Below are 19526 nucleotides of genomic sequence, written 5' to 3'. Positions count from 1 at the left end.
TGTGGTGAGCGGGCGGTGAAGAATCGCAGGTCAGACGCTTGTCAGTGCTCTCAGGGCGGCTCTGGGGGCTGCCGCGCCGCGTTTGCTGCCCGCGTCCAGTTCGGTGAGCAGGTCCGGCGCGGTGCACAGGCCCGCGCGGAGCACCGCTGCCAGCAACTGGTGCAGGCGGAGCGGGTGTTGTTCGCGGCGGGCGGCGTCGAGGGTTGCCCTGGTCGGTGTGGCCAGGGGGAGATCGGTGTTGAGGACCACCTGCGGGCGTCTGGTGGTGCGTTCCAGCAGGAGGAAGTCGTGGTTGTTGAGGCGTTGGTCCGGTTGCTGGAGCACGTGGACGCGCGGCGGTAGCGGCAGGCCCGGCAGGCCTTGGCCGTGCAGGGCGTCGATGCCGGTGATGACCGCCCGCGGGCCCGCGTAGACGAGTGCGGCCCGCAGGCGTTGTCGCCTCGTCGGCTCTCCCGGACTGAGCAGCAGGACGCCGGGCAGGAGCCTGCGCCAGGGGCCGCCGGGGCGGCACCTGGTTTCGATGGTGTACCTCGCGACACCGGATTCGAGCAGGTCAGAGGTGCTGGTCACGCCGTCGTGGATCGTCACGGTTCGATCGTGCTGGACGGCGGTGGGATGAGCGAGCGGCTATCTCGGAGCTGTGGACAACTCAGTCGCCTGTGGACAGGTCGGACTCGTCGTCGAAACCCGGTTGCCAGCGGGCGACGATGGAGCGGGTGGGCACCTCGGCGTCGAGCTGGCAGAGGATGCCGGTCGCGCCGAGCGTCACCCGGTGGATCAGCAGGTACTGCGGCGGCAGGTTGAGCGAGCGGCCGGTGCGCGAGTCCGGCTTGCGCAGGTCACCGACCCGTTCCGCCTGGCTCTGCAACCACCGGCGGGTGAACTTGAACTTCTCCGTGCGCAGCGGTTCGACGAAGGGACCGAGGTAGTTGAGGACGTCCTCGCCCTCCAACTCCGTGCCGGGACGGATGAAGTGCTCGTTGCGCAGCAGGTCGAGCAGGGCGTCCGGGCGCTTGTCGAGCGCGAGCCTGGTCATCAGGCCCAACGTCCTCGGCAGGCCGTCGGGCAGCCGGGCGCACGCGCCGAAGTCGATCGTGCGGAGCCTGCCGTCGTCACCGAGCAGGAAGTTGCCGGGGTGCGGGTCGGCGTGCAGCAGACCGGACCGGCTCGGCGCGGAGAAGTGGAACTCCGCCAAGCGCCTGCCCGCCAGGTCGCGCTGCTCCCGGGTGCCCTCGCGGATGATCGTGGCCAGGGGGGTGCCGTCGATCCACTCGCTGACCATGACCTTCGGCGCGCTGGCGACCACCTTCGGCACCAGCACGTGCGCGTCGCCGTCGAACGCCTTCGCGAACGTCCGCTGGTTGTCCGCCTCGGTCCGGTAGTCGAGCTCCTCGACCATCCGGTCGCGCAGCTCCTCCAGCAGCGGCTTCACCTCGGCGCCGGGCACGATCGCCTGCACGAGCCTGCTGAACCGCAGCAGCTGCTTCAGGTCGGCGTTCAGCGCCTCGTCCGCGCCGGGGTACTGCACCTTCACGGCGACCTGGCGGCCGTCGTGCCACACGGCCCGGTGCACCTGGCCGATGCTGGCCGACGCGGCGGGCTCGTCGTCGAACTCCACGAACCGCTTCGCCCACGCCGCCCCGAGCTGCTCGGCGAGCACCCGGTGGACGGTGCGGGTCGGCATCGGTGGAGCCCCGGCCTGGAGCTTGGTGAGAGCCTCGCGGTAGGGCGCGGCCATGTCCTCCGGCACCGCGGCCTCGAACACGCTCAGGGCCTGGCCGAACTTCATGGCCCCGCCCTTGAGCTGGCCGAGGACGGCGAACACCTGTTCAGCCGTCTTCGCGGTCATGTCGGCGGTGACCTCTTCGGAACTCATGCCGGTCAGCCGCTTGCCCCAGCCGCCGACGACACGGCCGGCCACCCCGATGGGAAGGGTTGCCAGCTTGGCGGTGCGCTGCACGGCCTTGCGCGGGATCTCGCTCACCCGGTGATTCTCCCCCGCCCCTTGTCTCGGTCGCAGTGGAACACGTGTCCACCACGAAACCTACACAGAGGACGAGAGGGCCCTCGCGCTGCCGCAGGTGCACGCGGGGTGCGGCGGGCAGTCGAGACGTTCGACCACGCCCAGTTGCGGGTTGGCCTCCAGGGTCGCGTTCCAGGTCGTCGGCGGGCTCAGCCCCACCTCGACGGGGTCCAGCGCGGCGAGCACCTGACCGACCGCGAGCGCCGCGCACACCGCGGCCGACGCCACGTCCGAGGGCTGCGTCTTGTCCGCGAGCTGGGTCGCCACCGCGGGCCAGCGGCCGTCGCGGTCCGTGCGGTGCAGGTGGGTGCACCGCACGCAGCTCGTGCGGCCCGGCACGACCAGCGGGCCGATGACGCCGGTGCCGTCGCGCACCCGCACGACGAGGTGCTGGGTGCCTTCGAGCATCAGGGTGTTCAGCAGCTGCGGGGGAGGCACGAGCGAGTCCGTCAGCACCACCATGTCCGGTGCTCCGGTGCTGGTCATCCAGCCCGTGCGCACGTCGCCCGACGCTCGGCCGACGGCGTCGACTGCCGCCTCCCGGCGCGGACGGCCGACGTCGATGTCCAGGTACCCGGACCCGGTGTCCTCCGGGCCGACGCGACCGCTCGCCACGACGTGCACCCGGCCGATGCCGGCGGCGGCCAGCAGGGACGCGAGGGCGACCGCGATCCGGCCGTTGCCGTGCACGACGACGGCTCTGCGGTCGCGGGCCGCGACGATCCCCGTGCCCGGCCGCCCGGTGCGCAGCGCCCGGCTCGTCGTGTCCGGCGCCAGGCGACCGGGGACCGGCACGGCCTCGTCGACCAGGCCGACTTCTGCCAACTGGTCCAGCAGGTCGAGGAACTCGGCCGGGTCGGTGTCCTTCGCGGCCAGACGTTCACCCAGTTCAGCGACCGTTGAACGGCCGTCGAGAGCCATCAACTCGTCCACGAAAGGGGACGGGAGGTCATCCACGACGATGGCGTGGCGGGGGTCCGTGCCGAGTTGGACCTCTCCCTCGTCGCGCAGCAGCACGGGCAGGCCGGGCAGCACGCGGAGCCTGCGGGAGGGGTCTCGGTCGGTGGTGTTGGTGCTCACGGGGTCAGCGTGCCGCCGGGATCGGCGGGGGCACAACGCTCGTCCACAGGCCCCGGAGTTGTCCACAGGGCGGGAGAAGAGGTCTTGACGGGAGATGGACGAACGTGCTGGTGGGCAACCTCGTGAGCTGCCCACCAGCAGGTTTCGTCAGACCTTGGCCTTGCCCAGGATTCGGGTGACCGTGGTGCCGCACGTGGGGCACTTGCCCTTAGCCATCCTGCGGTTGTTGTTCTCGTGGATCTCTCCGGAGAAGTCGCGCTTCTCGCGACACTTCACGCAGTAGCCGTTGTAGGTCTCGGCCACGGGTTCCTCCCTTGCTTTGGCTGACGTCCGCCGGGCGGCTGACAGCGTCGTGAGGCGGAGCGTTCTGCACCGCACTCGGGGGCCTGCGCAGCACGCTACCTCCGGATGCGTGCGGACGCCTGCATGTCCACCAGTGCGTGTCCAGCCGCCTTTCGGAGGAATCTGCCCCGACCGTGTCATCCCTCACGGCCGCTTGGCGGCCCCGAATTGTCGGTGGGTGGCTTTACCGTGGGAGCCATGGCCGAACCGCAGGTAGCCAAAACCCGTGTGGAGGTCCGCCGCAGCGCGCGGCGGCGCCGCATGGTCAGCGCGTACCGGGAGGGGGACAAGGTTGTGGTGCTGCTGCCCGCCCGCATGAGCAAGGGCGAGGAGGAGCACTGGGTGGCCGAGATGCTCAGCCGCCTGCAACGGAGCGAGACCCGCAGACGGTCACCTGCTCGCACGTCGGACGCCGCTCTGCTGGCGCGGTGCGAGGAGTTGGCCCAGCGGTACCTGGACGACGACGCGGAGCCGACGAGCGTGCGGTGGGTGCCGCCGATGCGGACGAGGTGGGCGTCGTGCACGCCCACCGAGGGCACCATCCGGGTCAGCGAGCGGTTGAGGGACGTGCCGTCCTGGGTGCTCGACTACGTGCTGGTGCACGAGTTGGCGCACCTGAGGGTGCCGGGGCACGGGAAGGACTTCTGGGAGCTGGTGCACCGGTACCCGAAGTCCGAGAGGGCCATGGGGTACCTGGAGGGTATTTCCGCGGCCGCCGGATTGGGGATCGAGGAGGATTAGGCACGGGGGAGTTTCGTGCGTGGGGGCCCTGGGTGTGCGGGGCCTTTTGATTTGGTGGGTGACGTCACCCCGCTCCTGTCATCGTCTCGATGCCTGACCAGGCCTTGTCAAGGAAGGAAAGATGCCTTGACAAGGCCTGGTCAGGCACGAAGCGGCTGGGGATCGGGGTGGCGGCAGGGGTGTCGATGACGCCTGGAGTGCCGGTTCCGTGGCGGTCGGGTTGTCGGCAAAAACGCCGATTTGTTCAAATGAACAAGGCCACCACGGATCGTGGTGGCCTTGTTTCGGGAGATTTTTAGGCGTCCGGGGAGCCGTCCGGCTTCTTGTCCTCCGCCTTCTTCTCCTCGGCGAGGGTGCGTTCCAGTTCGGCCATCGGGTCCTCCAGGGCCTTGCGGGTGTTGCCAAGGCGCTCGGCGAACTCCAGCGGGTCGTCCAGGTCGTCCGCGCTGGGGATGAGGTCGGGGTGTTCCCACAGGCTGTCGCGGACCTCGATGCCGTGCTGGTCGCCCACCAGCTTCCACAGCGCCGAGGCGGCGCGGAGGCGGCGGGGGCGGAGTTCCAGGCCCACGAGGGTGGCGAACGTCTGCTCCGCGGGACCACCGCTCGCGCGGCGCCTGCGGAGGGTCTCGCGCAGGGCCGACGCGCCGGGGAGGCGCTCGCCGACCGCGTCGAACACGACCACGTCGACCCAGCCCTCGACCAGGGCCAGCAGGGTTTCCAGGCGGGCGAGAGCGGCCTTCTGCTCCGGGGTCGTCTGGGGCTCCAGCATCCCCGACTTCATGGCCTCTTCGATGCTCTCGGGGTTCGACGGGTCGATCTGGCCCGCCATCTGCTCCAGGGCGCTGGTGTCGACCTTGATGCCCTTGGCGAACTCCTCGACCGTGTCCAGCAGGCGCTGGCGCAGCCACGGGACGTGGGTGAACAGGCGCTGGTGTGCGGCCTCGCGGGCGGCCAGGAAGACCATGACCTCGCTGGCGGGGCGCTCCAGGCCCTCGGTGAACTTCTCGATGTTCGCCGGGAGCAGGGCCGCCGCGCCCTCGGGACCCAGGGGCAGACCCACGTCGGTCGAGGTCAGGACCTCGTCGGCGAGCTGGGCGAGCGCGCCGCCCAGTTGCGAGCCGAACGCCATGCCGCCCATCTGGCCGAGCATGGACAGCAGCGGCCCCGCGGCTTCCTTGGCCTCGGCGGGCATCGCCTCGACCCAGGCGCCGGAGACGCGCCGGGCGACCGGGTCGCACAGGCGCTGCCACGTCGGCAGCGTGCGCTCCACCCAGTCGCGCGCTGTCCAGCCCTGCACCGTCCGGCTGCCCGCGGGGAGCGCGGTCGCCGGGTCCAGCCACATCTCGGCCAGGTGGACGGCGTCGGTGACGGCCTTGTCCTGGTCGGGGGCGAACCCGAGGCCCGCGCCGCCCTTGCCCGCGAGCTGCTGGAGGGCGATCTGCTTGGCGAGGTCGTAGTTCACCGGACCGGCTGACGCGTTCTGGTTGCTGAACATCGCGCCGAGCTGGCTCAACATCGCGCCGAGCTGGTTGAAGTCGAAGGGATTGCCCTGCCCGGCCTGGTCGGAGGGCTTGCGGTTGGCATCGTCCGGGTCCGACGGCCCGAACCCGAACGGCAGGTCAGTCATGCCCACAACGGTACGCGGACGCGTCTGAGAGCGCGGCTCAGGTTCGCTGCGAGCGTGAGGACGTCACGTCATCCACATGCGGTGGTCGTACTCTGTCGAACCGTGAGCGAGCACAGCGAGGGCGGCACCACGGACACCGTCGTCGGCGACGGTGGAACGACGATCGGCCCGGCCTCGCCCCCGGTGCCGCCGCCGTCGGACGACTCCGGCCTGAGCCGTCGGACCTGGACCCTCGTGTTCAGCTTCCTGGTCGTCATCGGCCTCGGCCTGGCGGGCGGCTTCGCGCGGGTGCCGTACGTGGCACTCGGTCCCGGCCCGACCTACGACACGCTCGGCCAGGTCGACGGCGCGAACGTCGTGTCCATCGAGGGCCAGGACACGTTCCCCACCGGCGGCCACCTCACGATGACGACGGTGTCGCTGATCGACGACCTCTCGCTGTTCGGCGCGCTCGGCCTGTGGGTGAGCGGCCGGTACGCGCTGGCGCCGCGCGAGGAGTTCTTCAAGCCCGGCGTCTCCAAGGACGAGGTCCGCGACCAGAACACGAAGGCGTTCCAGGACTCGCAGACCAGCGCCGAGGTCGCCGCGCTCCGCTACCTCGGCTACCCGGTGAAGGTGCTCGCCGCCGAGATCACCAAGGGCAGCGCCGCCGACGCCGTCCTCCAGCCGAACGACCGGCTGCGCGCGGTCAACGGCAAGCCGGTCGCCGTGGCCGAGGACGTGAAGACCGCGCTGGAGACCACCAAGCCCGGCGACGAGATCGAGATCACCTACGACCGCGAGGGCGAGCAGCGGACGTCACGGGTGCCGCTCGGCCGCACGGACGGCCGCGAGACCGGCTTCCTCGGGGTGCTGGCCGTCGACCGCGCCGACGCCCCGTTCGAGATCAAGATCGGGGTGCCCGAGGTCGGCGGCCCGTCCGCCGGCCTGCTGTTCGCGCTGTCCATCGTGGACAAGCTGACGCCAGGCGAGCTGAACGGCGGCCAGTCCATCGCGGGCACCGGCGAGATCAACGAGAACGGCCAGGTCGGCCCCATCGGCGGCATCCCGTTCAAGATGATCGCCGCGAAGGAGGGCGGCGCCACGACCTTCCTCGTCCCCGCCGACAACTGCGTCGAGGCCAAGCAGCAGGCACCCGAGGGGCTGCGCCTGGTCAAGGTCGAGACGCTGACCGGAGCCGTGCAGTCCATCGAGGCGATCACCGCGGGCAAGGACGCGCCGGGCTGCTGACCTGCCGCGCGGCCGGACACGCCCGGCCGGGTGTTCGCCCGTCGCGAACAGCACGCGCCTACGGCTTGAACGTGTCCAGCAGCGCGTTGGTCAGGTTCGGCGCCAGCTCGGGGTGCTCCACGACCTCGTCGGGCATCTCCGTGTTCCCGCGCAGGTGCAGCACGCACGCGGCGGTGCCGTCGCGCAGCACGGCCGCCACCAGCCGGGCCTCGCGGCGCTGCGGGTGCGCCGCGGCGAACGCGCGGGCCTCCTCGTCACCGAGTTCCTCGGCGCGCAGCTTCTCCTCGGCTTCCGGCGGCAGCACCAGGATCTCCTGCGCCAACGCGCATCCGACGACCACGTCCGGCCAGACGATGCCCAGCAGGGCCTCGGCCAGGTCGGTGTCGGGGAGCTCGTCCTGCGCGATCGGGGTCAGCGGCGACGCCTCGGGGTCGAGCTGGCCCGCCAGCTCGGGCTGCTGCGCGAGCAGCTCGGCCGTCGGCACGAGCGCGAAGAGCTGAAGCCCCTGGTCCCACCCGGCCGTGGCCACGAACTCCTCCACCTCGCGCGCGACGGCGCGGAGGAGCACGGGCGAGTTCTCCGTCGAATGAATGTCTGACACGGTCGTTATGGTCGCATCCCACAGCACCTCGGAGCGCCGGCAGGGCCGAAACGGACAACCGATCGGGGAACTCGGCACGGCCTCCGTAGAGTTGGACAGAACGTACTAATTGAAGACGTCGGCCAGCCGACTATCGACACACTGCGAACCTGGAGGGTGCACCGTGGCCACACGGCCCCCGGTCGGACTGCCCAAACTGTCCCGACGAAGCAGGCTGCTGCTCATCATCGGCGGCGTGATCCTGGTCGGGCTGATCACCGGATCACGCCTGCTGGGCACCTACGTCAACTGGTTGTGGTTCGGCGAGGTCGGGTTCCGCGGTGTGTACAGCACCGTGCTGCTGACTCGATTCGGACTCTTCCTCGGCGTGGGGCTGCTCGTGGGCGGGCTCGTCGCGATCAACCTCATCATCGCGTACCGCACCCGGCCGGTGTTCGTGCCCGTGACGGGTCCGGACGACCCGGTGGCGCGCTACCGCGCCGTCGTGTCGCGCCGCATGCGCCTGTTCGCGATCGGCATCCCCGCCGCGATCGGCCTGATCGCGGGGGCGTCGGCGCAGGCGGACTGGCAGCAGCTCCAGCTGTTCCTCAACTCCACCCCGTTCGGCGTGACCGACCCGCAGTTCGGTCACGACATCGGCTTCTACGCGTTCCAGCTGCCGTTCTACACGTGGCTGCTGTCGTGGCTGTTCATCGCCACCGCGGTGTCCTTCGTCGGCGCGGTCGTGTCGCACTACCTGTTCGGCGGCATCCGCCTCGCGGGCCGCGGCGGCCAGCTCTCCGGCCCGTCGCGCGCGCACCTCGCGATCGTCGCCGGCGTGTTCGTGCTGCTCAAGGCGGTCGCGTACTTCTTCGACCGGTACATGCTGCTGTTCTCGGACCGCAACGACAAGTTCAACGGCGCGACGTACACCGACCTCAACGCGGTGCTGCCCGCCAAGCTGATCCTGCTGTGCATCGCGGTGTTCTGCGCCATCGCGTTCTTCGTCGGCGCGGTGCTGCGCAACGTCCAGCTGCCCGCCATCGCGACGGTGCTGCTGATCCTGTCCAGCGTCCTCGTCGGCGCCGCGTGGCCCGCCGTGCTGGAGCAGTTCTCGGTCAAGCCGAACGCCATCGAGCGCGAGGCCGAGTCGATCAAGCGGAACATCAACGCGACCAAGGAGGCGTTCGGGCTCACCGACGACAAGGTCGAGACGAAACCGTACGAGGGCAAGCAGAACGTCTCGCTCGACGAGCTGAAGAAGGACCAGGCGACGCTGGGCAACATCCGGTTGCTCGACCCCGCCGTGGTGGCCAAGACCTTCACCCAGTTCCAGCAGCTGCGGCCGTTCTACGCCTTCCCGGAGAAGCTCGACGTCGACCGGTACAAGGTCGACGGGGAACTCCAGGACTACATCGTCGCGGTCCGCGAGCTGAACACCGCGGGCATCCCGCAGGGCCAGCGCGACTGGATCAACCAGCACCTGATCTACACGCACGGCAACGGCTTCGTGGCCGCCGAGGCGAGCAAGGTGAACACCCCCGCCGACAACGGCGGCAACGGTGGCTACCCGGTGTTCCAGGCCAGCGAGGTCGCGCCCGACGGCAAGGTCCAGCCCGGCCCGTTCGGCGTGCAGCAGCCCCGCACGTACTACGGCGAGCTCGGCAGCGCGGGTGACTACGCGATCGTCGGGGGCCGCGACTCCGGGGCTCCCGGCGAGTACGACACCGACAGCTCGTCGTACACCTACGACGGCGCGGGCGGCGTGCGGATCGGTGGCCTGTTCAACAAGCTGGTGTTCGCCGCCGCGTACGGCGAGCGGAACATCCTGTTCAACCAGGCGATCACGGACGAGTCGAAGATCATCTTCAACCGGCACCCGAGGGACCGCGTCGAGATGGTCGCCCCGTGGCTGACGGTCGACGGCGACCCGTACCCGGCCATTGTGGACGGCAAGATCACCTGGATCGTCGACGGCTACACCACGCTCGACAACTACCCGTACGCCAAGAAGACCCCCCTCGGCGAGGTCACCAACGACTCGCTCCCCGGCGTCGCGCAGCTGCCGAACGACGAGATCAGCTACATCCGCAACTCCGTCAAGGCCACTGTGGACGCCTACGACGGCACCGTGACCCTGTACGAGATGGACCAGCAGGACCCGGTCCTCAAGGCGTGGATGGGTGTCTTCCCCGGCACCGTCAAGGCGAACAGCGAGATCTCCCCGTCGCTGCGCGAGCACTTCCGCTACCCGGAGGACCTGTTCAAGGTCCAGCGCGAGACGCTGTCGAAGTACCACGTCGACGAGCCGAGGGACTTCTTCTCCGGCGTCTCGTTCTGGGGCGTGCCGTCCGATCCGACGATCGACAACGCGACGACCCTGGAGCAGCAGGCGCAGGCCGCTCAGCAGCCGCGCGACCAGCAGCCGCCGTTCTACGTGGTGGCGGGCGACCCGACCTCCGCGGAGCCGAACAAGGTCAGCTTCCAGCTGACCAGTTCGCTGGTCAGGCAGAACCGCGAGTTCATGGCGTCCTACGTCACGGCGAGATCGGACCCGGACAACTACGGCAAGATCAGCGTGCTGACGTTGAACAACGAGGCCAAGGGTCCGCAGCAGATCCAGACGCAGTTCCTGACGTCCGCGACGGTGAGCTCCGAGCTGAACCTGCTGACGCAGCAGAAGACGAAGGTCGTCTACGGCAACCTGCTGACGCTGCCCGTGGGCGGTGGTCTGCTGTACGTGGAGCCCGTGTACATCGAACGGGCGAGTCAGAACACGTCGTTCCCGCAGCTGTCGAAGGTGCTCGTGAGCTTCGGCGACAAGGTCGGGTACGCGCCCACGCTGGCCGAGGCCCTGGAGCAGGTGTTGACCGGGGCGTCGACGCAGGTGCCGAACGTGCCCGGCGGCACCACGCCGCCGAACACGTCGACGACACCGCCGTCGACCACGACCCCGCCCGGCAACGGGCAGGCGAGCGGTGACCTGGCGCAGGCCGTGAAGGACATGCAGGCGGCGCTGAGCGCCATCAAGTCCGCCAACGCCAGCGGTGACTTCGCGGCGCTCGGCAACGCCTACAAGGCGCTCGACGACGCCACGAAGAGGTTCGACGCCGCGAACGCGGCGGGGTCGGCCACGCCGCCTCCGTCGTCGTCCGTGGTGGCACCCACCGCGACCCCGTCGGGGTGATGGGCCGCTGAGCAGGTGAATCGGGTGGTCCCCAGTGCTGGGGGCCACCCGATTTGCATGTTTCTGGCGGGACCGCGTACAGTTCTGCTCAGCAACAACGGCGCGGGGTGGAGCAGCTCGGTAGCTCGCTGGGCTCATAACCCAGAGGTCGCAGGTTCAAATCCTGTCCCCGCTACTGGTTCGAAAGACCCCCGTACGACTTCGGTCGTACGGGGGTCTTTTGTTTGTCCGGGGGTGCGGGTGGGGTTGTAGGGCTTGGTGTGGCCGGTGGGGGCGGGGGTGGGTGCTGCGGGGCTGTGAGCTGGGGGAACGTGGCGTTGGTGGGGGTGGTGAAAAGCGGGTGCGGAAGGGTGTATAGTTGTTCTCAGCAGGACAGAGTGAAACAAGTAAATGAAGTTAAGCGGCGCGGGGTGGAGCAGCTCGGTAGCTCGCTGGGCTCATAACCCAGAGGTCGCAGGTTCAAATCCTGTCCCCGCTACTTATATGAAGATCCCCGTCTGACCCTTTGGGTCGGGCGGGGATTTTTCTTGTTCTTGTTCTTGGGTTGGGTTGGGGTTGTTGGGGTCCTGGGAATGTCGGACCCCTGTCGTAGCGTGTGTGTTGGGGGGTCCTGCTCGATGGGGGACGCCTGGTTTGGGCTGGTCAGAGGGCTGGGCGGCTTGCTGGTCAGGGGGTTGTGAGGCTTGCTGGTTCGGCGGGGCCGGCGGGTCCGGTGGGTTCTCAGGGTTCGTGAGTCTGTGGGTTTGCGGGTCCTCCGGGTCTGCGGGTCCAGCGGGTTCGTGTGGCTGTGGGTGTGTGGGCCCTCGGGTTGTGTGGGCCCTGTGGGGTGGTGGGGCTGTCCCCCCGGTGCGCGAGTGTCGTCATGGCCGGGCGTGCCGCGTCAAGGCGGGAAAGTTGCCTTGACCCGGCACGTCCGGCCATGAGGGCGCTGGGGATCGGGGGGGGGCAGGGTGGGGTGTGGGTGACAGTCGGCTTTGGCGGGTCCGCTTTGCCGTGGCCGGTTGACGTGTGCGGGTCTGGTTGGCTGTGGTCGGGCGGCTTGTGCGGGTCTGCTTTGCCGTGGCTGGTCGGCTTGTGCGGGTCCGCTCGGGCGGGGTCAATCGGCTTGTGCGGGTCTGGATGGCGGTGGTCGGGCGGCTTGGTGGGCCGTTTGGCCGCAGTGGGTTGGCCTGGTGGTTCCGCTTGGCAGGTTGTGGGCCGCTTGGGGTAGGTCCGTTGGGCTGGGTGCGGCTGTGGGTCTGGCTGGACCCCTGTGTGTCCACTTGGTGTGGTCGGGTTGTGGTTTTGAGACCGCAAAGTGCGGAAGAGGCCCGTCCCTCCTGGGGCGGGCCTCTTCCTCGTTCTCGGTTCTCGGTGCCTGCTGTCGCGATGGGTCTCAGCTCATGTTCTCGACCCAGTACTGGTTGCACGCGAGGGAGCAGATGCGGCCTTCGCCGCTGACGTTGCGGCTGCGGCGGATCTGCTTGCCGCACACCATGCACTCGTCCTTGCCCGTCTGCTCCGGGATCGTGCCGTTGGCCCACGCGCGTGCGCCGCGCACGACCTTGGCGCCTCGAGCGACCTTCCCGTCCATCCACTTGATGCCCATCTCCCGCACCTCCGACTCGGGCGAGCCCCGACCAGGCCACGCGCCAAGACTGATCGTTCCAGTCCTGGGAGGTCGCGCCAGGGGTCGCGGCGAAGTCCAGCCTGTTGTGCGAACGGTCGGGGGGCTGTCGCGGGCTGTTCGGCTGCGGCGGGTGAGATCGGGTTGGTTATTTGCTGCCGTTCGAGTGAGGAGGTCGTGCGCATGCCTAACTTCCTTGGGCGCTAAGGGGTTTTCCACGCGAGCTGGACGAGCCCGGTCAAGCGGCCGAAAGCGTGGTGTCGGCCAGGGGGTCGTCACCGTATGAAGCTTTCCGTTGCTCCGCATGGCCCAATTCCACTAGCCCGTGATCAGCCACAGTGGACAGAACGGTTGACCATTGTGGACAGCGGTCCGACATCGTGGCACCGTTGGTGTTATGTCGGACCTCAATGCGACCGCCGCCGCCCTGCTCGGGCTGCTGCACGACGGACCCAAGACCGGTGGCCAGCTCGTGGCCGAGGCCGGAGAGCGCTTCGGCGCGTTTTTCAGCGTCACCCGCAGCCAGGTCTACCGCGAGCTGCCCGCGCTTGCCGACGCGGGTCTGCTGCGGCTTGGCAAGCAGGGGCCGCGCTCCAGCCAGCAGTACGTGCTGACCGCGGCGGGCAAGAAGGCGTTCAAGAACTGGCTCCTCTCGGAGCCGGGTCCTGACCACCTCCGCAGCCCGCTCATCCTCCGCCTGGTGCACGCCGGGTCGTTGACGGCGAAGCAGCGGACGGGCCTCGTGGACACCGCGCGCGGCGTGTACGGCGCCGAGCAGGAGAGCGCCAGGACCGCCGTGAAGACGGCTGAGGACCCCTACGCGAAGGCCGTGGCCGAGTTCGGCCTCGCCCACGCGAAGGCCGTCCTGAAGCTCCTGGACGCCATTCCGACGGGCTGACGCGCCGCTTACCCGGCCACCGGTCGCTCATCGCGGCCGGTGCCGGCGTAATCTTTCGTCGTGAACCCGGACGTCGAAGCAGACATCAAGGACCTCTCCGCGACCCTCGGCAGCATCGAGGCGGTGATGGACCTCGACACGTTGCGCGCCCAGGTCGCCGATCTGGAGGAGCAGGCCGCCCTCCCCGACCTGTGGAACGACCAGGAGAAGGCGCAGAAGCTCACCAGCGAGCTGGCGCACAAGCAGGGCGAGCTCCGCCGCATCACGAACCTGCGCGGTCGCCTCGAGGACCTCGGCATCATGTACGAGCTGGCCGAGGCCGAGGACGACGCGGACAGCATCGCCGACGCCGACGCCGAGCGGGCGAAGCTGCGCGAGGAAATCGCTTCCCTGGAGGTCCGCACCCTCCTCTCCGGCGAGTACGACGAGCGCAACGCGCTCATCACCGTGCGTGCCGAGGCGGGTGGCATCGACGCGGCCGACTTCGCCGAGATGCTCCTCCGCATGTACTCCCGCTGGGCCGAACGCCACGGCTACGGCGTGGACGTGTTCGACACGTCCTACGCCGAGGAGGCGGGCATCAAGTCCGCCACGTTCCGCGTCACCGCCCCCTACGCCTACGGCACGCTGTCCGTGGAGCAGGGCACGCACCGGCTCGTGCGCATCTCGCCGTTCGACAACCAGGGCCGCCGCCAGACGTCGTTCGCGGGCGTCGAGGTCGTGCCCGTGGTCGAGCAGACCGACCACGTCGAGATCGACGAGAAGGACCTCCGCGTCGACGTGTACCGGTCGTCCGGTCCCGGTGGACAGGGCGTGAACACGACGGACTCCGCGGTGCGCCTGACGCACATCCCGACCGGGATCGTCGTGTCCTGCCAGAACGAGCGCTCGCAGCTCCAGAACAAGGCGACCGCGATGGCCGTCCTCCAGGCGAAGCTGCTCGAACGGCAGCGCCAGGAGGACAAGGACCGGATGGACGCGTTGAAGGACACCGGGTCCAGCTGGGGCAACCAGATGCGGTCGTACGTGCTGCACCCGTACCAGATGGTCAAGGACCTCCGGACCGAGCACGAGGTCGGCAACCCCGGTGCCGTGCTCGACGGCGAGATCGACGACTTCCTGGAGGCGGGCATCCGGTGGCGCAAGCAGCAGCAGTCGTCTTGATCGGTAACGGATCGTCACGCTCCGCACTTCAGCGGGCGAGACGAAGGCTTTACCGGGGCCGCGAGTAGACTCCGCCCTCGTGATTCGCCTCGAACACGTTTCCAAGGTCTACAAGACCTCCACGCGCCCCGCGCTCGACGACGTCTCGGTCGAGATGGACAAGGGCGAGTTCGTGTTCCTCATCGGACCCTCCGGGTCCGGAAAATCCACGTTCTTGCGCTTGCTGCTCCGTGAAGAGGTACCGAGCAAAGGACGCGTCTACGTGTCCAACTTCGACGTCGCGAAGATGTCCCGGCGCAGGGTCCCCCGCCTGCGCCAGTCCATCGGCTGCGTCTTCCAGGACTTCCGACTGCTCGCCCAGAAGACCGTCGCGGAGAACGTCGCGTTCGCGCTGGAGGTCATCGGCAAGCCCAAGAACACCATCGTCAAGGTGGTGCCCGAGGTGCTCCAGCTCGTCGGCCTGGAGGGCAAGGCGGACCGGCTGCCGCACGAGTTGTCCGGTGGTGAGCAGCAGCGCGTGGCCATCGCGCGCGCGTTCGTGAACCGCCCGCTCGTGCTCATCGCCGACGAGCCGACCGGAAACCTGGACCCCGACACCAGCCAGGACATCATGCTGCTGCTGGAGCGGATCAACCGCACCGGCACGACCGTCGTGATGGCCACCCACGACCACGGAATCGTCGACTCCATGCGGAGGCGCGTTGTCGAGCTCGACAACGGTCGCGTCGTCCGCGACGACGCGCGGGGCGTCTACGGCGTAGGCCGCTAGCCCCGCACACCCTTCCCCGACCCCAAGGAACGCCACCCCCGATGCGTACCAGCTTCGTGTTCAGCGAGGTCGTCACCGGCCTGCGCCGGAACGTCACGATGACCATCGCGATGATCCTCACGACCGCTATCTCGCTCGGCCTGCTCGGTGGTGGTTTGCTCGTCGTCCGCATGGTCGACAAGATGCAGGCCAACTACCAGGGCAAGCTCGAAGTAGCGGTCCTGCTCACCAACGACGTCAGCGCGAACGACCAGGACTGCTCCAGCCAGCCGTGCTCGGGTCTGCGCCAGTCGCTGGAGACGACGTCCGGCGTCGAGACGGTCGTCTTCGAGAACCGCGAGAAGGGCTTCGAGCGGTTCAAGCGGATCTTCGAGGCCCAGCCGGAGCTGGTGAAGCTGGCCCGTCCGGAAGCCATCCCGGCCACGTTCCGGGTGAAGCTGGAGGACCCGGAACGCGCGGACGTGATCGTGCGGGAGTTCTCCGGCAAGGCGGGCGTGAAGAGCGTCGACGACCAGGGCAAGTTCCTGGACCGGCTGTTCAACGTGCTCAACGGCGTGCGCGACGGCGCGCTCTTCCTGGCGCTGCTGCAAGCCCTCGCCGCCCTGCTGCTGATCTCGAACACGATCCAGGTCTCCGCGTACACGCGGCGCACGGAGGTCGGCATCATGCGCCTGGTGGGCGCGACGCGGTGGTACACGCAGTTGCCGTTCCTCATCGAGGCGGTGGTCGCGGGCATCATCGGCGCCGTCGTCTCGGTCGTGGGCCTCGTCCTGTTCAAGGCGTTCATCCTGGACAGGGTGCTCGGCGACCTGTTCACGTCCGGCATCCTGCCGACGCTGGGGCAGCTCGACGTGCTGATCATCGCGCCGATCCTGTTCGGCGTCTCGGTGCTGATCTCGGCCTTGACCGGCTACGTCACCCTGCGGCTGTACGTCCGGCTTTAACCGCTGGCCCGGTCACGTAGAGTCGCACCATGGTCAAGGAACGCGGCAGGAAGGTGATCGCGTCGAACCGCAAGGCTCGGCACGACTACACCATCCTCGACGTCTTCGAAGCGGGTGTCGTGCTCGTCGGCACCGAGGTGAAGAGCCTCAGGCTCGGGCGGGCGTCCCTTGTGGACGCCTTCGCCCAGGTCGACGACGGCGAGATCTGGTTGCACGCGCTGCACATCCCCGAGTACGTGGCGGGGACGTGGACCAACCACGAGGTGCGGCGCAGGCGGAAGCTGCTGCTGCACAAGAGCGAGATCGAGCGGCTGATCGGCAAGACCAAGGAGAGCGGTCTGAGCCTGATCCCCCTGTCGATGTACTTCAGCGACGGGTACGTCAAGGTCGAGCTGGCGCTGGCGAAGGGCAAGAAGTCCTACGACAAGCGCCAGGACATCGCCAAGCGCGACGCCGACCGCGACATCCAGAAGGCCTACGGCCGGGCGCTGAAGGGCCGCGGGGGCCGGTACTGAACGGGCCCGAGAACGACGAGGAAGTCCCAGGCTGGGTCACCGGCCTGGGACTTCCCGGTCTCGTGGACGTGCACGTGCACTTCATGCCCGAACGGGTGCTCGCGAAGGTGTGGGCGTTCTTCGACCGCGCCGCCGCGCACTACGGCACGTCGTGGCCCATCCACTACCGGCTGCCGGAACCGGAACGCCTCGACCGCCTGCGGGCGCTCGGCGTGATCGGGTTCGCGCCCCTCGTCTACCCGCACAAGCCCGGCATGGGGGAGTGGCTCACCGAGTGGGCCGTCGACTTCGGGCAGCGCACGCCGGGAGCCGTGCCGACCGCGACCGTGTTCCCCGAACCGGGCGTGGAGGTCTACCTCGCCAAGGCGCTCGCCGCGGGCGCCCGGTGCGTCAAGGCGCACGTGCAGGTCGGCGCGTACGACCCCACCGACCCCCTCCTGGACGCCGCGTGGGGGCTGCTGGCCGAGGCGGGCGTGCCCGCCGTCGTGCACTGCGGCCACGGGCCGCTGCCCGGCGCGCACACCGGGCTGGACCGCTACGAGGCCGTGCTGCGCAGGCACCCGCGGCTCACGGCCGTGATCGCGCACGCGGGGATGCCCGAGTACGGCGCGGCGCTCGACCTCGTGGCGAAGTACCCGAACGTGCACCTGGACACCACGATGGTGGGGGTGCCGTTCACCGAGCGGAGCCAGCCCCTGCCCGTGGACTGGGTGGCGCGGATCGCGGACGTGCCGGACCGGATCGTGCTCGGCACGGACTTCCCGAACATCCCGTACTCCTACGCGGAGCAGCTGAGGGCCGTCGCGGGCTGGGCGTCCTCCGACGACCGCCTCGGGACGCCGTTCCTGCGCGCGGTGCTGCACGACAACCCCGCGCGCCTGCTGGGCTACCCGATGTCGAGGTAGGCGAGCACGGCCCGGACGCGGCGGTGCTCGGACGTGCTGGGCTCCAGGCCGAGCTTCGCGAAGATGTTGCCCACGTGCTTCTCCACGGCCCCGTCGGACACCACGAGCGAGGCCGCGATGGCCGCGTTCGACAGGCCCTCCGCCATCAGGCCGAGCACCTCGCGCTCCCGCGCGGTCAGCGAGTCGACCGGGTTGCGCTTGCTGCGCGCCATGAGCTGGGTGATGACCTCGTGGTCGATGCTCGTGCCGCCGTCGGCGACCCGCCGCACCGCCGCCACGAACTCGGAGACGTCGGCCACCCGCTCCTTGAGCAGGTAACCGACGCCGCTCGCCCCGCCGGCCAGCAGTTCGACCGCGTAGCGCTCCTCCACGTACTGCGAGAGCACCAGGACCGGCAGGTCCGGGATGCGCTTGCGGGCCTCGATCGCCGCCCGCAGCCCCTCGTCGGTGAACGTCGGGGGCATCCGCACGTCCACCAGTGCCAGGTCCGGCCGGTGTTCCTCGATGGCCGCGAGCAGCGCCACCCCGTCCTCGACGGCGGCGACCGTCTCGATGCCCTCGTCGGCCAGCAGGCGCTGGACCCCCACCCGCAGGAGGACCGAGTCCTCCGCGATCACCACGCGCACGGCAGCTCCGTCCGGATCACGGTCGGCCCTCCGACGGGGCTGACCACCACGACCACGCCGTCAATGGTCGCAGCACGGTCCGCGAGCCCCGCGAGCCCACCACCCGGACGCACCTCGGCACCGCCCTTGCCGTTGTCGGTGACCTCCACGACCACCGAGTGGTCGGTCCGCGTCACCCGCACCTGCGCACGGGTCGCACCCGCGTGCTTGGCGATGTTCGTCAGCGTCTCGGCCACGGTGAAGTAGGCGGCGCTCTCCACGGCCGTCGGCGGCCGCGGCTCCACCTCGACGCTCAGGTCGACCGGGATCGGGCACTTGGAGATCAGCGACGACAGCGCCGGGTCGAGCCCCCGGTCGCCCAGCACCGACGGGTAGATGCCGCGGGCCAGGTCGCGCAGCTCGGAGATGGCGAGCTTCGCGTCGGTGTGCGCCTCGGCGATCAGCTCGCGGGCGCCGTCCGGGTCGGACTCCATCTTCGTCTTCGCGCGGCCCAGCGTCATCGCGACCGAGACCAGCCGCTGCTGCGCGCCGTCGTGCAGGTCGCGCTCGATGCGCCGCCGCTCGGCCTCGGCCGAGTCGACGCCGCGCGCCCGGCTGGCCGCCAGCCGCTTCGTCTCGGCGGACAGCACGGCGGTGCGGGACGGGCCGAGGATCGACGACGCCAGCAGGCCGTGCATGCGGCCCAGACCGCGGATCAGCGGCACCGTGAGCAGACCGAGCAGCAGCCCGAGGACCGTGACGGGGAGCGCGTTGGTGAAGGAGTTGACCTCCCACTCGCCGCCCATCGGCAGGTCCACGACGAAGTACGCGGGCAGGGTGCCGAAGTAGAGGGGGTACGCGACCATGCACAGCACGACGGGCCAGAACACGACCACCGAGACGAACTCGACGATGCTCACCGGGAACATCAGCATCCAGTAGCCGAAGTCGCGCCAGCTCGCCGGATCGGTGATGGTCCGCTTCATCCACGGCAGCAGGCCGGTCTCCTCCGACGCGGGCCGGTACGGGCTGGGGATGTCGATCTCCAGCATGGTCCGCGTCCACGTGCGCTCCAACGACGCCGCGCCGCGCGCGACCGCCAGCGTCACCGCCAGCAGCGGAACACCGATCCAGACGACGGACAGACCGATGCTGGTGGCGAACAGCGACACGAGCAGCACGAACCACAGCGTGCTGAGGAAGAAGTTCATCAACAAGAACGCGCTGGTCTTGGCGATCTTCGAAGGTGCTCGCGTCGTCATGTCCCCGCCTAGGTCCGCTCGGTGTACCGGACCAGCATCACCGGAACG

Annotated in this window: 18 protein-coding genes and 2 tRNA genes; 11 read left to right on the top strand and 9 right to left on the bottom strand. The window is 69.4% G+C overall.

The window, feature by feature from the left end:
• Positions 1-30: 30 nt before the first annotated feature.
• The 4 genes from VFZ92_RS24460 to VFZ92_RS24445 all read right to left on the bottom strand — a co-directional run bounded on the left by VFZ92_RS24460 (position 31) and on the right by VFZ92_RS24445 (position 3406).
• Complete coding sequence (locus VFZ92_RS24460) at positions 31-588, bottom strand: hypothetical protein (RefSeq protein WP_330878356.1); 558 nt, start codon at positions 586-588, stop codon at positions 31-33.
• A gap of 61 nt (positions 589-649) precedes the next feature.
• Positions 650-1984 (bottom strand): AarF/ABC1/UbiB kinase family protein, encoded by a 1335-nt coding sequence (locus tag VFZ92_RS24455; protein WP_330878355.1) that lies wholly within the window; start codon positions 1982-1984, stop codon positions 650-652.
• Between the two features lie 60 nt (positions 1985-2044).
• A complete protein-coding gene (locus VFZ92_RS24450) occupies positions 2045-3103 on the bottom strand; it encodes a thiamine biosynthesis protein ThiF (RefSeq protein WP_330878354.1) in 1059 nt (352 codons plus the stop codon).
• Positions 3104-3250: 147 nt separating this feature from the next.
• The gene (locus tag VFZ92_RS24445) at positions 3251-3406 is read right to left on the bottom strand and encodes a DUF5679 domain-containing protein (protein ID WP_170156312.1); all 156 of its coding nucleotides are present in this window, start codon (positions 3404-3406) and stop codon (positions 3251-3253) included.
• 237 nt (positions 3407-3643) lie between these two features.
• On the opposite strand from VFZ92_RS24445, the gene VFZ92_RS24440 reads away from it, so the two are divergent.
• A complete protein-coding gene (locus tag VFZ92_RS24440) occupies positions 3644-4186 on the top strand; it encodes a M48 family metallopeptidase (protein ID WP_330878353.1) in 543 nt (180 codons plus the stop codon).
• A gap of 295 nt (positions 4187-4481) precedes the next feature.
• On the opposite strand, the gene VFZ92_RS24435 is transcribed toward VFZ92_RS24440, so the two are convergent.
• Entirely contained in the window at positions 4482-5813 is a 1332-nt protein-coding gene (locus VFZ92_RS24435; RefSeq protein WP_330878352.1) for a zinc-dependent metalloprotease, read from the bottom strand.
• A 102-nt stretch (positions 5814-5915) separates the two neighbouring features.
• Here VFZ92_RS24435 and VFZ92_RS24430 point away from each other — a divergent pair, with 102 nt between their 5' ends.
• Positions 5916-7043: a PDZ domain-containing protein gene (locus tag VFZ92_RS24430; protein WP_330878351.1), complete on the top strand. Its 1128-nt coding sequence runs from the start codon at positions 5916-5918 to the stop codon at positions 7041-7043.
• Between the two features lie 58 nt (positions 7044-7101).
• Here VFZ92_RS24430 and VFZ92_RS24425 read toward each other — a convergent pair whose 3' ends face one another.
• Positions 7102-7635 (bottom strand): PPA1309 family protein, encoded by a 534-nt coding sequence (locus tag VFZ92_RS24425; protein WP_372507026.1) that lies wholly within the window; start codon positions 7633-7635, stop codon positions 7102-7104.
• 172 nt (positions 7636-7807) lie between these two features.
• Here VFZ92_RS24425 and VFZ92_RS24420 point away from each other — a divergent pair, with 172 nt between their 5' ends.
• The 3 genes from VFZ92_RS24420 (at position 7808) to VFZ92_RS24410 (ending at position 11288) form a co-directional block, all read left to right on the top strand.
• Positions 7808-10810 carry a UPF0182 family protein gene (locus VFZ92_RS24420; RefSeq protein WP_330878350.1) on the top strand — a complete coding sequence of 1001 codons (3003 nt, stop codon included), beginning with the start codon at positions 7808-7810 and terminating at the stop codon, positions 10808-10810.
• 101 nt (positions 10811-10911) lie between these two features.
• Positions 10912-10985, top strand: a tRNA-Met gene (locus tag VFZ92_RS24415).
• 229 nt (positions 10986-11214) lie between these two features.
• Positions 11215-11288: transfer RNA gene (locus VFZ92_RS24410), tRNA-Met, on the top strand.
• An 897-nt stretch (positions 11289-12185) separates the two neighbouring features.
• On the opposite strand, the gene VFZ92_RS24405 is transcribed toward VFZ92_RS24410, so the two are convergent.
• Positions 12186-12398, bottom strand: a complete 213-nt coding sequence (locus VFZ92_RS24405; RefSeq protein ID WP_330878349.1) for a hypothetical protein — start codon at positions 12396-12398, stop codon at positions 12186-12188.
• Between the two features lie 415 nt (positions 12399-12813).
• On the opposite strand from VFZ92_RS24405, the gene VFZ92_RS24400 reads away from it, so the two are divergent.
• The 6 genes from VFZ92_RS24400 (at position 12814) to VFZ92_RS24375 (ending at position 17611) form a co-directional block, all read left to right on the top strand.
• Entirely contained in the window at positions 12814-13314 is a 501-nt protein-coding gene (locus VFZ92_RS24400; protein WP_330878348.1) for a PadR family transcriptional regulator, read from the top strand.
• Positions 13315-13374: 60 nt separating this feature from the next.
• Positions 13375-14478, top strand: a complete 1104-nt coding sequence (prfB, locus tag VFZ92_RS24395) for a peptide chain release factor 2 (RefSeq protein WP_330878347.1) — start codon at positions 13375-13377, stop codon at positions 14476-14478.
• A 79-nt stretch (positions 14479-14557) separates the two neighbouring features.
• Positions 14558-15247, top strand: coding sequence for a cell division ATP-binding protein FtsE (gene ftsE, locus VFZ92_RS24390; protein WP_259629886.1), 690 nt, complete (start codon positions 14558-14560; stop codon positions 15245-15247).
• Between the two features lie 41 nt (positions 15248-15288).
• Positions 15289-16191 (top strand): permease-like cell division protein FtsX, encoded by a 903-nt coding sequence (ftsX, locus tag VFZ92_RS24385; RefSeq protein WP_330878346.1) that lies wholly within the window; start codon positions 15289-15291, stop codon positions 16189-16191.
• Positions 16192-16220: 29 nt separating this feature from the next.
• Positions 16221-16706, top strand: coding sequence for an SsrA-binding protein SmpB (gene smpB / locus VFZ92_RS24380; protein ID WP_330878345.1), 486 nt, complete (start codon positions 16221-16223; stop codon positions 16704-16706).
• Positions 16703-17611 carry an amidohydrolase family protein gene (locus tag VFZ92_RS24375; RefSeq protein ID WP_330878378.1) on the top strand — a complete coding sequence of 303 codons (909 nt, stop codon included), beginning with the start codon at positions 16703-16705 and terminating at the stop codon, positions 17609-17611. The genes smpB and VFZ92_RS24375 overlap by 4 nt, the downstream gene beginning before the upstream one ends.
• Here the strand turns inward: VFZ92_RS24375 and VFZ92_RS24370 are convergent.
• Positions 17593-18237: a response regulator transcription factor gene (locus VFZ92_RS24370; protein ID WP_330878344.1), complete on the bottom strand. Its 645-nt coding sequence runs from the start codon at positions 18235-18237 to the stop codon at positions 17593-17595. The genes VFZ92_RS24375 and VFZ92_RS24370 overlap by 19 nt on opposite strands.
• Complete coding sequence (locus tag VFZ92_RS24365; protein ID WP_330878343.1) at positions 18225-19478, bottom strand: sensor histidine kinase; 1254 nt, start codon at positions 19476-19478, stop codon at positions 18225-18227. Before VFZ92_RS24365 ends, VFZ92_RS24370 begins: the two co-directional genes overlap by 13 nt.
• Positions 19479-19526 lie beyond the last annotated feature (48 nt).

This window comes from Umezawaea sp. (assembly GCF_036375055.1).
Classification (GTDB): Bacteria; Actinomycetota; Actinomycetes; order Mycobacteriales; family Pseudonocardiaceae; genus Umezawaea.
Note: the sequence above shows the minus strand (reverse complement) of the source record. Positions and strands in the feature narration are given on the sequence as shown.

Bases quoted from the DNA above. Each gene is read 5' to 3' on its own strand.
- smpB (WP_330878345.1), top strand. From the start codon at position 16,221: ATGGTCAAGGAACGCGGCAGGAAGGTGATCGCGTCGAACCGCAAGGCT.
- ftsX (WP_330878346.1), top strand. From the start codon at position 15,289: ATGCGTACCAGCTTCGTGTTCAGCGAGGTCGTCACCGGCCTGCGCCGG.
- VFZ92_RS24365 (WP_330878343.1), bottom strand. From the start codon at position 19,478: ATGACGACGCGAGCACCTTCGAAGATCGCCAAGACCAGCGCGTTCTTG.
- VFZ92_RS24400 (WP_330878348.1), top strand. From the start codon at position 12,814: ATGTCGGACCTCAATGCGACCGCCGCCGCCCTGCTCGGGCTGCTGCAC.
- VFZ92_RS24405 (WP_330878349.1), bottom strand. From the start codon at position 12,398: ATGGGCATCAAGTGGATGGACGGGAAGGTCGCTCGAGGCGCCAAGGTC.
- VFZ92_RS24435 (WP_330878352.1), bottom strand. From the start codon at position 5,813: ATGACTGACCTGCCGTTCGGGTTCGGGCCGTCGGACCCGGACGATGCC.
- VFZ92_RS24440 (WP_330878353.1), top strand. From the start codon at position 3,644: ATGGCCGAACCGCAGGTAGCCAAAACCCGTGTGGAGGTCCGCCGCAGC.